Source organism: Bradyrhizobium sp. (assembly GCF_050014615.1).
GTDB lineage: Bacteria > Pseudomonadota > Alphaproteobacteria > Rhizobiales > Xanthobacteraceae > Bradyrhizobium.
Genome location: NZ_JBEKCZ010000018.1, coordinates 1 through 12724, shown reverse-complemented (window position 1 = coordinate 12724; position 12724 = coordinate 1). Strand labels below are relative to the sequence as shown.

The window sequence follows — 12724 nt, the reverse complement described above, 5'->3', positions numbered from 1 at the left end:
CGCCGGCGCTGAGGACCACCGCGGTTTTTCCGCTTCCAGCGAAGGGAGCAACGATCGACCTCAAGAGCCTGCCCGGCGCGCATTCGATGACGATGTCGGCGGCCTCCGAGAGTTGTTCGATCGGCAAGACCGCTGGCGTGGCCGCCAGTTTACCGAGCCAGGTCCGGTGTTTCTCGGGATTCTGCACTGACACCGCGGCGAGCATCATTCCATCGATGCCTTGGTCCAGTGCCTCGGCGACCTTGGTTCCGATCGGTCCCAGCCCGGCAATAGCAACCCGCAACCTGGTTCCCGGGCTTTTCGATACATTCGACATGGGTTGGTTCTCTATCCCCGAATGACCGCACCGCAACGATAGACGTGCCGCGATCTCGGGAGGACCTATACTATTCGCCCCGGCTCCCGGCGAGAGCCTTCTCGATCGCAACCAGACATGGCCATAAAAGCTCGCTTTCGCCTGAGAAAACCGACTGACCGATCGCCTGAAATATGATCTTTTGCTCTTTGTGAAAATCGGGTTTGCTTCGTGCCGGGATGTTCGCGCAACGACGCGCGGACATACGGTTTCTCTGCAAGGAGTAAAACATGAACGGACTTGGCGGCCTCAACAAATCCCCCGAAGGCGTGGTCATCGGACTCGTTCAGTTGCAATTGCCGGTCGTGGTAACCAAGGCTGACCTGGCCCGCCAGACCGACCGCATCGTCTACATGGTCGGCAAGGCCCGCCGCAATCTCGGCACCATGGATCTCGTGGTGTTCCCGGAATATTCGTTGCACGGCCTGTCGATGGACACCAACCCCGCGATCATGTGCCGGCTCGACGGCCCCGAAGTCGCGGCCTTCAAGAAGGCCTGCATCGACAACAAGATCTGGGGCTGCTTTTCGATCATGGAGTTCAACCCCGACGGCAATCCCTACAATTCGGGGCTCATTATCGACGACACCGGCGAGATCAAACTGTACTACCGAAAATTCCACCCCTGGATTCCGGTCGAGCCGTGGGAACCCGGCAATGTCGGAATCCCCGTGATCGAGGGCCCCAAGGGCGCCAAGATCGCGCTGATCATCTGCCATGACGGCATGTTCCCGGAAATGGCGCGGGAATGCGCCTACAAGGGCGCCGAAATCATGATCCGCACCGCCGGCTATACCGCGCCGATCCGCGAGAGCTGGCGCTTCACCAATCAGGCCAATGCGTTCCAGAACCTGATGGTGACCGCGAACGTCTGCATGTGCGGATCGGATGGCTCGTTCGATTCCATGGGCGAAGGCATGATCGTGAATTTCGACGGCAGCATCATCGCCCATGGCACGACGGGACGGGCTGACGAGATCATCACGGCGGAAGTACGCCCTGATCTGGTACGCGAGGCGCGGATTCACTGGGGCGTCGAGAACAACATCTATCAGCTCTGGCACCGCGGCTATGTCGCGGTGAAGGGCGGCGCGATGGATTGTCCCTACACCTTCATGCAGGACATGGTCGCCGGCACGTTCCGGCTGCCATGGGAGGACCAGGTCAAGGTTACCGACGGCACCTCCTGCGGTTTCCCGGCGCCGACGCGCATCTTCATGGACAAGACGGCCAAGGCCGCGGAGTAGCGATTGGTCCTACGCCCGCGGATGAAGCTGCGGACGGGGCCGGGTGAAGGACGCCCGGCCGCGTTTGATGCCCCAAAGTGCTTGCGCGAGCGTCGCGACCGCTTCGGCGGGGTTGGCTGCGTCAAGACAGACAAGATCGGCCGGTCCGCCGACCGTGATGCCGTAATCCTCGAGGCGCATCAGCCGCGCCGCGGAGCCGGTGATCATGTCGAGGCAGCCCGCGAGGTCGGCCGGCCGCGACACATGGCAGACATTCGCGTAGAGGTTCGCCATCCGGATCAGCGAGCCGTCGCCATAGGGCGTGAACGGATTCAACACATTGTTGGTCGAGATCGAGCAGGTCACGCCGGCCTTGCGCAGCGGTTCGGCCGGCACGACGCCGCGCGGCACCGCATGGTCGTGACTGCGGCCCATCAAATGGAGATCGGTCGACGGCAATATCGTCACGGCAACGCCGGCGCTGGCCAACTGCGTTGCGATGGCGCCGAAGCGCTCCGGCGGCAGCAGCGACATCTGGGTGACGTGACCGACCGCAACCCGGCCGCCCCAGCCGAATTCCTCGGTTTTGCGGCAGACATATTCGATCTGCATTCCCTGCGTGGTCTCGGCGAGATCGAGGTGCATGTCGATTTCGGCATCGAAATCGCGCGCGATCGCGAAGATGCGATCAATCTGGCCACGCGGGTCAGTATCGAAATACGGCACGGCGCCGATCGCGCGCGCGCCGCGGCGCAAGCCTTCGATCAAGAGTTCCTCGGTACCGGGATTGTTGGTGAGCCCTTCCTGCGGGAAGACGCATAATTCCAGGTCCATCGCCCAGGCGTAATCGCGCGCAAGCTGGTCGACCGCCTCGAAGCCGATCATGCCTATGCCGGGATCGAGCTCGACATGGGTACGCATGCGCATCGTGCCCTGCGTGATGCAGCGCTCCAGCGTGCGCTTGCCCCGCGCATAGACGTCTTCGACGGTAAAGCCGCGCTTGGCCGCCGCGGTTTCCCGGACCGCTTCGGCGACGGTGCCCTCCTCGATCCGGCAGCGGTCGAGGATGCAGGTCTTGTCGAGATGGATGTGGGTCTCGATCATGCCGGGGATCACCAGGCAACCCGCGGCATCCAGTTCGCGAGTCTTCGCCTGCAGCGCAGGCGCGATCGCGGCGATCGTGGTGCCCACAATGCCGATATCGACGACAGCAAGCTCACTGCCCCTTAGTGTCGTGGCGTTGCGAACAATCAGATCCATCAATTCACCACGGCAGGCTGGGCGCCCAGATAGGCGTCGTCCAGCATCGCATCCCGTAACCCGGCGGGTTCGCCCTGCGCGACCACGCGGCCGCCTGCGATCACATAACCACGATCCGCAATGGCGAGCACATGATCTGCCATCTGGTCGACAATCAGTAAAGTCATGCCCTCTTCCCGCAACCGCGTAAACTGCCCAAACAGTTCTGCGGCGACCGCGGGTGCCAGACCGAGCGACGGTTCGTCCAGCAAAAGGATATCGGGCCGCGCCAGCAACCCACGGGCAACGGCCAGCATCTGCTGCTCGCCGCCCGACAACAGACCCGCCGCGGTATGAAGCCGCGGGCGCAGCCGCGGAAACCGATCGAGCATCGTCTCGATCTCCGCATCTTTGAAGTCGCCGCGGCGGGTCGCGCCCAGGCGGAGGTTCTCGGCGACGGTCAATTGCGGAAATACCTGCCGGCCCTCGGGAACCAGGATCAAGCCGGCGCGCGCGACCAGATGCGCCGGAAGCCGCATCAGCTCCACACCGCCAAAGCCGATCGCGCCCTCGACGGGACGGATCAGCCCGCTCAGAGCTTTCATCAAGGTCGACTTGCCGGCGCCGTTGGGACCCAGCACCGCGATGGTCTCCCCGCGGCCGACACGCAAGTCAATTTGATGCAGTACCCCAAGAGGTCCGTAGCCTGCATTGAGCTCGCGCACATCGAGCAAGGAAGCGCCAGCTTCCCGCGGCGCCAATGGCTGGATCGATGTCGTGGCGCCGAGATAGGCGGCCTTGACCGCGGGATCGGCGCGCACGGCGGCCGGCGCCCCTGAGGCGATGCGGCGTCCGGCGTCGAGCACGACGATCTCGTCCGAGATCGACATCACCAGCGCCATGTCATGCTCGACCAGCACGACCGCTAAACCAGCGCGCGCCAGCCGTTGCAGCATGTCGCCCAGCTTCACCGTGTCGGCCTCGTCAAGCCCGGCGGCCGGTTCATCCAGCAGAAGCACGGCCGGCCTGGTCGCGAGCGCGCGGGCGATCTCGACCAGCCGGCGATCCACATGCGGCAGCGTCGCGGCAAGCCTCGTCTCCGATCCGGCGTAGCCGACCAGAGAAAGCAGCGCACGCGCCAATGCGGCCGGTGCTTCGCCTCGCCAGGTGCCGCGCAGCAATCCAAGGCGGACATTGTCCAGCACGCTCAGGCCGCCGAAAGGTTGCGCGGTTTGAAAGGTACGGGCGAGGCCCGCGCGCGCGACGTCGTCGGCGGGCCGGCCCGTGATCTCTTGGCTTCCAACACGTACTGTGCCGCTATCCGGGCGCTGAAAACCGCTGACAAGATTGAGCAGCGTGGTTTTGCCGGCGCCGTTGGGACCGATCACGCTGGTGACGCGGCCGGGCGGCGCCGTCAGATCGACCCCCGCCACGGCCACCACGCCGCCGAACGCGACACGAACCCCTTCGGCCACGAGGCTGCCGCCGGAGCCCGCGATGTGGGCCAGCGCGAGATCGATATCCGGCTTGGGATTTGGCGCGGGTGCTTCCGGCAGCACCAGCCGCGCGATGGCGCCGGCAATCCCGCCCGGGGCAGCCCAGAGAACGATCAACAACCCCGCGCCGAAAACCAACAGACGATATTCGGCAAGGCTCGCGAGGAATTCCGGCAGCAGCACCACCACCGCTGCGCCGACCAGCGGACCGAGGGTGCGGCCCGCACCTCCGACCACCACGACCAGGAGAAACAGGATCGACTGCGAGAACGGAAACGAACTGGGCGCGATGAAGCCTGTCAGCGCCGCCTGCAATCCCCCGGCCAGACCGGCCGCGACGGCGGCCAGCATGAAGGCCGCGGTGCGCACCGGCAACGCGCTGATCCCGATGCCGCGCGCCGCGGCCGGTGCTGTCGCCGTCGCCTGCATCGCAAGGCCGAGGGGGCTGCGCGTGAAAGTGTGAAACAGCGCCAGCGCGAGGACGCAGAGAGCACAGGCCAACAGCGCCGTGCCGCCGGTACCAAAGGGCGCTGGAATTCCGGCGAGACCGCTGGAACCGCCGGTCAGGCCCTTCCATTCGATCGAGACGGATTCAACGATGAAGCCGAAGGCGATGGTGACCATCGCCAGATAGGGACCGGTGACCCGGAGCGCCGGGATCGAGAGCACGGCCGATATCGCCGCGACCAGCAAAACGGCGAGCGGCAAGGCTTCCCAGAAGTTCAAGCCGGCCTTGGTCGTGAGAATTCCGACGCCGTAAGCGCCGAGTGCCAGAAACCCGCCCTGGCCCAGCGACACTTCACCGGCGAGACCGAGCAGCACGTTGAGGCCGACGCCGACCAGGGCGGTCGTCGCCAACGTTCCCATCAAATAGGCATAGTAGCCGGGCGCCAACAGACAGGTTGCGGCGGCGCCAGCGGCCAGCACCGCGGCGATCACGATTGACATGGCCTTCATACGCGCACCTTGGTCCGGCCACCGAATAGTCCGGATGGCGCCAGCGCCAGCGCTGCGATGACGGCGGTGAAGGTGACGATCTGGGTACTGCTTGAACCCAGCCAGGTGGTGGCACAGGCCTCAACCAGACCGTAAGCAAGCCCGGCGATCACCACACCCCAGGGATTGGTGAGACCGCCAAGGATCGCCACGGCGAACGCCTTGATGCCGAATAACGTGCCCATGTCATACGCGACGTTGTACAGCGGCGCGATCAGGATGCCGCCGATCCCGGCCAGAAGCGCCGCCGCCGCATAGGTGAGCGCGATCAGCATCGTCACATCGATGCTCATCAGCCGCGCCGCGTCCGGATTCTCGACCGCGGCCCGCAGCTTCAGCCCGAGGCTCGTTCGATGCATTCCGAGATGGACCAGCAATGCCAGACCCAGTCCGACCACCGGCACCACAACCTGCAACGGAAAGATGCCGACATTGCCGATCACCCAGGGATCATCGGCCAACGCCGACGGAAGCGCGCGCGGCTCCTTGCCGAACAGCACCATCGCCACATTGTCGAGCACGATTCCAAGCGCCACGGTCGCCATCAGCCAGGAATTGGTCCCGCGCGCGACAAACGGCCGGACCGCGATCCGTTCGACCACCAGACCCCAGAGAGCGCAGGCCAACAGCGCCGCGGGAATCGCTGCGATCATTGGCCAGTGCATCCCGACTACCAGAGCGTGGCAAACCACCGCCCCGAGCATCACCGACGAACCCTGCGCGAAATTCACCGTGCCGGAGACGGCAAACGTCAGGGTGAAGCCAAGCGCGATCAAGCCGTAGATGCTGCCGAGACTGAGGCCTGAAACAAGTGCGGTCGCGAGCATCGATCAGCCCGTGATGGGCTCGATCTGGTCTCCATTGTAACGAACCATGACATAGTCATTTTCGTTGAGGGCATCGTGGTTCGCATCGGTAAAGGGCTTCGTGTAGTTCTTGATCAGGCCCTGATAGCCTTCGATAGCGAGAAATCCCTCGCGCAGCTTGGGACCTTCCGTCGAGCCGGCTTTCGCAATAGCGAGCGCGGTCAACTGCATGGCATCATAGGCGTTGGCGACACCGACCGGCGGGGTGACGTCGCCGGGGCCTTTGACATCGGGATATTTCGCCATCATCGCCGCGAGCACACGCTTGCCGACATCGTTTTGCGGACCGAAGAAGCTGTAGGTCTGGACGAAATGCACTTTGCCCGCCCAGGAACCGGCAAGCTCGGGGAAGCGTCCGCCGGAAATACCCCAATGCGAGACCACCGGCACCGTCCAGGCCGAGCGTTGAAGCGATTTGACGACCTGCGCGCCCGGCGCCGCATTGCCGACCAGGATCACGGTGTCCGCGCCCGCCTCACGCAGCCGCTGCAACTGCGGCGTCATATCGGCATCCTTGTCGTCGAACTTTTCCGCGCCCGCCAGCTTGATGCCGGCGGCTTCCGCCGCCGCGGTCAAACCGCCGAGGTTGGATTCGCCCCAGCCATTGTTGACCAGCATCAGCCCCGGTGTCTTGGAGCCGAATGTGGTCATGGCATGCTTGATCAGCGCGCGGTCCACCAGCACGTCGACCGCCGAGACCCGGAAAATGTAGTTTGGATTGGCGCCGTTGCGGGTGATGTTTGTCGCCGCAGCCCACACCCCCATGAAGGGCACCTGCGCCGTGTTCATCACCGGCACGATGGCCAGCGAAACCGGACTGTCGATGCCTCCGAAGATAGCGACCACCCCCTCCTTGTCGATCAGTTCCCGGGCCGCAGTCTGGCCCTTGGCTGGATTCGACTCATCATCGCGGCGAACGAGTTCAAGCATCCGCCCGCCGAGCACGCCGCCGTGCGCGTTGATCTCATCGATGGCGATCGTCAGTCCACGGGTGATCCCCTCGCCCGACTTGGCGGACTGTCCGGAAAGGGCTGCGACCAAACCTATTTTGACGGGTTCTGCCGCCATCGCGGAGCGCCCAACGAGGCTCCCCAATGCGATCCCGGCAGGAAGAACAAGAGCTTGGCGGCGCGTCAGATTTTTCGGCATGTGAGATACTCCCTTTTGATATTTTCACGATGGGGGACTCTTATGCTGGCTCTGCCAGCTTCATTGTTGCGGCCACGAACCAAAAGATGCGGCGCTCTCGACGCCCAAGTTCATTTCTAAGTCCAAGCTAATATCAAGCAAACGGTATGCCACAACCACTGCAATCACGAACGGTACCACAGATTTGATCGTCGATTTCACGCTACGTTTCCCGGGGATCCCAGATCATCACCCGTATCGGAGTCGGATTGAAGCCGTTGCAGGGATTGTTGACCTGGGGACAGTTGGAGATGACGAAAAGCACGTCCATATCGGCCGTCACGTCGACGTAATTTCCGGGGGCCGAGATACCATCGACCACCGTAAACGCGCCGGAAGGATCGATCGGCACATTCATGAAGAAGTTCAGGTTTGCGACGATGTCGCGCTTGGTCAATCCATGTTTCGACAGTTCGAGAATGAAGTTCTCACGGCAGGCGTGCTGATACTTGGTCGCCTCCCCGAAGCGGACGGCGTTGCTTTCGCACGAACAACACCCCGCCGAGGTATCGTGCCGTCCGCAGGAATCAGCGGTCAGATGGGCCATCACCCGGCCCTTGTTCGAGATCAGCCGGGTTCCCAGTTCGACATAGGCCGATCCCTGAACCCGCAGCGTATCCTGGCTGCTGTAACGCTCGGCCGGATCTTCGGCGCAATAGAGCAGCGCGTCGACCGCCTGCTGTCCTTCGCTGTCGATGATCCGCAAGGTCTGTCCCTGCTTCAGCACGCGGGACCAGGGCCGTTCTGCCGGAATATCGTGCGCATAGACCGCGTCGAACGCATCAGGCGTCGATGATGGGGCTGCGAGACCAGTCATGGAAGACTCTCCTTTAGGCAAAGAGCCGATCGGTGAACTCAAAGGCGCGAACGATTTCCGGGGACGTTGTCCGGCACGGATCGTCGGACCCCGGCGGTGGCGCACGGTAGCGAATGAGCGTGACGGGATCGGTCGCCGCCGGCCGCGCGGGATCGAGCGGATGAGCGCAATTCGACAGCACCAGCACCAGATTCATCTCGGCACGCAGGTCGACGAAATCGCCCGGCCGCTTTCGGCCCGGCATCCACAAGAAGCGTCCCTCGGTATCCAGCGATACCGGTGCAAAAAACGTCACACAGGGCGGAATATCTCGAAGCCCGAGCCCGATCTTGGCCGCGGCCGCAAGGAAATTCTCCTGCGTGTTGCGGGTGGTCGCGCCGAACGTGGCCCGCGTCGAGGCCGGCGTGGATCCTCCGACCATCAGATCGTGGGCGCCACTCGTATCCTCGATCAGCGACAGGAATACGCGTCCCATATCCGACAGCAGCACGCGGCCTTTCGAGACCGCGGCACTCCACTGCACTTTAACAGTGTCGGCGCAATTGACCCGCTCGGAGGTGTCTTCCTCGCGCCAGCCGATCAGCGCGACGCTGGAGCGGCCGGAATCGTCGATGATCCGCAGCGCCTCGCCGCGTCGCAATCGAACCGTCGCATACCAGCCGGCAGGAACCTGTTCGCGGCCGACCGCCGCATCAGGCGAGATCGGAACGCCGTCGAGCGGCGTCGCATCCGGCAGGCCCTTGGGCGTCAACTCCTGTCCAGCTGCCCGAAGCTCCTCGTAGCGTCGCCGATTGGCTTCGGAAATCTCCAGCTTGGTCTGTGCCATGGTCATGCCGTCGCTCCGACTGTGGTCTGCCCTTCGGTGATCGTAAAATGCGCCTCGACCGGCTTTCCCGCCTTGCCGTTGATCGGCAGGATGTCCTGCGGACAGGCGGAGAATGCGATCACCAGGTCCATCTCGGCTCGCAGGCGCACATAACTTCCGGGCACCGGCCGCGGCGGCGCGGCGAAGCCAAGTGTGCCCTCGGCGGTCCAGGGAATATTCATGAACAAATTGAGCGGGCTTGGTACTTCCGCGGGCACCAGACCCAGTTCACGCATTCCAGCGAACAGATTATCCGTGCAATTGTCGTGATAATCCTCCACCCCGAGAAAGGCATAGCGATAGCGGTCACAGGCCGCGATCAGCGTGTCGTGAATTCCACCCGACGTGTCTTCGGTCAATGTCAGGATCGGCCGGCGCTTGTTGGTACGCAGGACATCGCCCGGCTTTGGCGCCAAATGCAGGCTGTGCGCACGGGTATGCTCGTTTGACATGAACTCGCCGAGATCGGCGCGGTTGAAGGCCCAGGTATCGACCACCTGTTCGCCATGGGTGTTGATGACGGTGACAATCTGCCCGGCCGCCACGAAAGCGGCCTTGCCACGCCGGGCGGGAATTTCGATGAGTGACTCTGTCATGCTAGCGCCTCACGGCCGGATGGCAATCATGTCGATTTCGATGATCCCGCCGCGGGCAAGACCCGTCACGCCGACGGTGGTTCGGGCCGGACGCTTGTCGGCGGCGAAATAGGTCGCGTAGATTTCGTTCATCTTGGCGTAGTCGCCGTTGAAGTCGGTCAGGAAAATGCGCACGCAAACCACGTTGGCCAGCGTCAGCCCGCAGCCTTTGAGCACGCGGATCAGATTGTCCATTACCTTGTGGGTCTGCGCCTCGATGCCGGGCGGAATAGGAAGAGAATCATCAACCGGATCGGTCGCCAGTTGTCCGGTCACGAACACAAATCCGCCAGCCTCGACGGCATGGCTATACGGCGCGACCGGTTTCGGTGCATCGGGCAACAGATGAAAGATCGCATGCATGGTAGACGTCCTCTTCGGTTCTCAGCGCTTGCCGTTGGCGATGTCACCAGCGTAGCGCTGGAGAAACTGGCGCGCCCGTTCAGTCTCGGGATTGGAGAAAAATCGGTCCGGCGACCCGGTTTCAACGGCTCGCCCCCGATCGAGAAACAGCACGCGGGTGGCCGCATCGCGCGCGAAGGCCATTTCATGGGTGACGATGACCATGGTCATGCCTTCGCGAGCCAGATCCCGCATCACCACCAGCACCTCGCCAACGAGTTCGGGATCGAGCGCGCTGGTGGGCTCATCGAACAGCAACAGATCCGGACGCATCGCCAGCGCCCGCGCGATGCCGACGCGCTGCTTCTGTCCACCCGACAGTCTCGCCGGAAATGCATCGCGCTTCTCGCTCAGCCCAACCTTGGCCAGCAATGCCAGCGCCTCGTCGCGAACCTCGGCCTTCGGCCGCCGCTGCACCTGAACCGGCGCTTCCATCAGATTTTGCAGCACTGTGAGATGAGGCCACAATGCAAAATGCTGGAATACCATGCCGATGCGGGTCCTGATCTTCGACAGGTCGCGATCGCCCATCACGATCCCGGCGTTGTTGATGCCGACCCGCTCGCCGTTCAAATAGATCTGCCCGGCGTCCGGTCGTTCAAGCCAGTTGATGCAGCGTAGCAAGGTCGACTTGCCCGAGCCGGATGGTCCGAGCACGCAGATCGTCTCGCCCTTGTCGACCTGGAAGCTGACGTCGGAGAGAACCTCGTTATCGCCAAACCGCTTCGATACACCGGCCACGTCGAGAACCTTGTTGAATTCGGCCATCGCGCGCTCCTACCGGCGTGCTTCGGCGACGCGGCCGATCGAACTGACCCCGGCCTCGATCACAAGGCAGAGCCCCCAATACAAAAACACCGCGGTGATGAAGGCCGCAAACGGAATGTAGTGCCGCGACTGGATCGAACTGGCGGCGTGCGTCAATTCCGGCAGCGCGATGATGGTGAGAAAGGCGCTGTCCTTGATGATCTGGATCATCTGATTGCCGATCACAGGACCCGCCGATAACAATAGCGGCGGCAGAATAATGCTGCGAAACAGCCGGAGTCCCGAAAAGCCGAACGCAATGCCTGCCTCGATCGGTTCGCGCGGCTGCACCACCCAGGCGCCCCGCAGAATTTCCGCCATGTAGGCCGCATTGTAGATGGTCAGCGCCGCCAGGCCCGAGGTCCAGTTGTCCAGCCGCAGGCCCAGCGACGGCAGGCCGTAATAGATGATATAGGCAAACAGCAGAAACGGGACGCATCGCATACCGTCCACGAAGACGCGTGCGATCCCCGAAACGACCGGCTGTTTCGACATCAGCGCCGGGGTCACCATGAAACCCAACAGCAGCGCCACGACCGCCGATACCGTCGATAGTATCGCCGTATTGGCAAGCCCGCTCAGCAGCAGGGAGCGCTCGCTCCAGACAATGCCGAAGTCGCGGATCATGCGAGGGCCTCGGCCGCGGTCTGGCGCCGCTCGATCCAGCGCTGCAGCGACACCAGCGCGAACACGATCGGCACATAGAGCGCGATCGCCACCAGAAACGGCGGCAGCGGTTCGTAGGTCTGGGCGCCGATCCTGACCGCGGCGCGGGTGATATCGACCACCCCGACAACCGCCAGAACCGGCGTAACCTTGATCAGCAATGACATCTCGTTAACGAGACCGGGAAGGCTGACCCGCACGATCTGCGGCAAGACGATCCGGCGGAAGCGCTGCCCCGCCCGCATACCGACCGATTGCGCGGCCTCGTACTGATCCTTCGGAAAATTCATCAGCGCCGATCGCCATACCTCGCAGTTGAAGGCCGACGTGCTCATGACCAGCCCAAGGATCGCCGCCGAAATCGGATTCATTGGTATGCCGATATTGGGAAGCGCGAAAAACAGCAGCAGCAACAGCGTGACCAGTGGGGTGGCGCGCAGCATGCTGACGTAGAGCGTAACGATCCGGGCGGCGACCGGAACATTGGCCCAGCGGATCAACGCAAGGCCAAGGCCGATCGGCAGCCCGATCAGGATGCCAACAAGCGACAGTGTTATTGTCACGATGGCACCCTGAAAGATGGCTGCGATGTCGCTGCCGTTCATGACAGACCGGTTCTGCCGGATCGACCGTTAGAATTGCGGATCAAACGTCACCGGCAGGTTCGGGAATGCCTCGCCGAACCATTTCTTCTGCAATTCGGCAAACCGGCCGCTGGCCTTTTCCTTGGCGATGAAGTCGTTCAGGAAGGCCAGCAGTTCCTTGTTGTCCTTGGCAACGGCCCAAGCCGGGAATGATGGCCCCGAAACAGCCTGACCAACCTCGAAGATGGGCTTTTCAGCCGCCAGCGTTTGCAGATTGATGACGGTGTTGACCACGTAATCCAGTCGGCCGAGCGCCAGATCCTGATAGGCCTCGGGATAGGACGTATATTCCACGACCTTGCCGAGCTTGCCGCCTTCCTTCTCCAGCATCGCACCGAGTTCGGGGAGACGGGCCAGTAGCGCGCTGCCGGCCTGAACACCGACGGTCTTGCCGCTGAGGTCCTTGATCGAGGTAATCGACTTGTCGTCCTTGCGCTTGATGTAATAGTGCGTGGCGTCCGCGATCGGGCTGGTGAAATCGAGCGACTGCTTGCGCTCCTTGGTGATGATCACCGCGGTAAT

At 63.0% G+C, this 12724-nt stretch carries 13 protein-coding genes and 1 pseudogene (1 of these 14 cut by a window edge); 1 reads left to right on the top strand and 13 read right to left on the bottom strand.

The window, feature by feature from the left end; translation table 11 throughout:
* Nucleotides 1–316: pseudogene (locus tag ABR948_RS05005) on the bottom strand (aspartate dehydrogenase) (it extends 514 nt beyond the left edge of the window).
* Between the two features lie 269 nt (nt 317–585).
* On the opposite strand from ABR948_RS05005, the gene ABR948_RS05000 reads away from it, so the two are divergent.
* On the top strand, nt 586–1602 hold the full coding sequence (locus ABR948_RS05000; RefSeq protein ID WP_428114341.1) for a formamidase: 1017 nt from the start codon (nt 586–588) through the stop codon (nt 1600–1602).
* 9 nt (nt 1603–1611) lie between these two features.
* Here the strand turns inward: ABR948_RS05000 and ABR948_RS04995 are convergent, their stop codons facing one another.
* The 12 genes from ABR948_RS04995 to ABR948_RS04940 form a co-directional block, all read right to left on the bottom strand.
* A complete protein-coding gene (locus ABR948_RS04995; protein ID WP_428114340.1) occupies nt 1612–2841 on the bottom strand; it encodes an amidohydrolase family protein in 1230 nt (409 codons plus the stop codon).
* Nucleotides 2841–5273, bottom strand: coding sequence for a branched-chain amino acid ABC transporter ATP-binding protein/permease (locus tag ABR948_RS04990; RefSeq protein ID WP_428114339.1), 2433 nt, complete (start codon nt 5271–5273; stop codon nt 2841–2843). Before ABR948_RS04990 ends, ABR948_RS04995 begins: the two co-directional genes overlap by 1 nt.
* Nucleotides 5270–6139, bottom strand: a complete 870-nt coding sequence (locus tag ABR948_RS04985) for a branched-chain amino acid ABC transporter permease (protein ID WP_428114338.1) — start codon at nt 6137–6139, stop codon at nt 5270–5272. The genes ABR948_RS04990 and ABR948_RS04985 overlap by 4 nt, the downstream gene beginning before the upstream one ends.
* A 3-nt stretch (nt 6140–6142) precedes the next feature.
* A complete protein-coding gene (locus tag ABR948_RS04980; RefSeq protein ID WP_428114337.1) occupies nt 6143–7327 on the bottom strand; it encodes an ABC transporter substrate-binding protein in 1185 nt (394 codons plus the stop codon).
* A 202-nt stretch (nt 7328–7529) separates the two neighbouring features.
* Nucleotides 7530–8183, bottom strand: coding sequence for an urea amidolyase associated protein UAAP2 (locus ABR948_RS04975; RefSeq protein WP_428114336.1), 654 nt, complete (start codon nt 8181–8183; stop codon nt 7530–7532).
* 13 nt (nt 8184–8196) lie between these two features.
* Nucleotides 8197–9015 (bottom strand): urea amidolyase associated protein UAAP1, encoded by an 819-nt coding sequence (locus ABR948_RS04970; RefSeq protein ID WP_428114335.1) that lies wholly within the window; start codon nt 9013–9015, stop codon nt 8197–8199.
* Nucleotides 9012–9644: a DUF1989 domain-containing protein gene (locus ABR948_RS04965; protein WP_428114334.1), complete on the bottom strand. Its 633-nt coding sequence runs from the start codon at nt 9642–9644 to the stop codon at nt 9012–9014. Before ABR948_RS04965 ends, ABR948_RS04970 begins: the two co-directional genes overlap by 4 nt.
* A gap of 9 nt (nt 9645–9653) precedes the next feature.
* Nucleotides 9654–10046 (bottom strand): RidA family protein, encoded by a 393-nt coding sequence (locus tag ABR948_RS04960; RefSeq protein WP_428114333.1) that lies wholly within the window; start codon nt 10044–10046, stop codon nt 9654–9656.
* A 21-nt stretch (nt 10047–10067) separates the two neighbouring features.
* Complete coding sequence (locus tag ABR948_RS04955) at nt 10068–10853, bottom strand: amino acid ABC transporter ATP-binding protein (RefSeq protein ID WP_428114332.1); 786 nt, start codon at nt 10851–10853, stop codon at nt 10068–10070.
* A 9-nt stretch (nt 10854–10862) separates the two neighbouring features.
* A complete protein-coding gene (locus tag ABR948_RS04950; RefSeq protein WP_428114331.1) occupies nt 10863–11519 on the bottom strand; it encodes an amino acid ABC transporter permease in 657 nt (218 codons plus the stop codon).
* Nucleotides 11516–12163, bottom strand: a complete 648-nt coding sequence (locus tag ABR948_RS04945; RefSeq protein ID WP_428114330.1) for an amino acid ABC transporter permease — start codon at nt 12161–12163, stop codon at nt 11516–11518. Before ABR948_RS04945 ends, ABR948_RS04950 begins: the two co-directional genes overlap by 4 nt.
* A gap of 27 nt (nt 12164–12190) precedes the next feature.
* The coding region (locus tag ABR948_RS04940) for a transporter substrate-binding domain-containing protein (RefSeq protein ID WP_428114329.1) at nt 12191–12724 on the bottom strand (534 nt) is incomplete at its 5' end.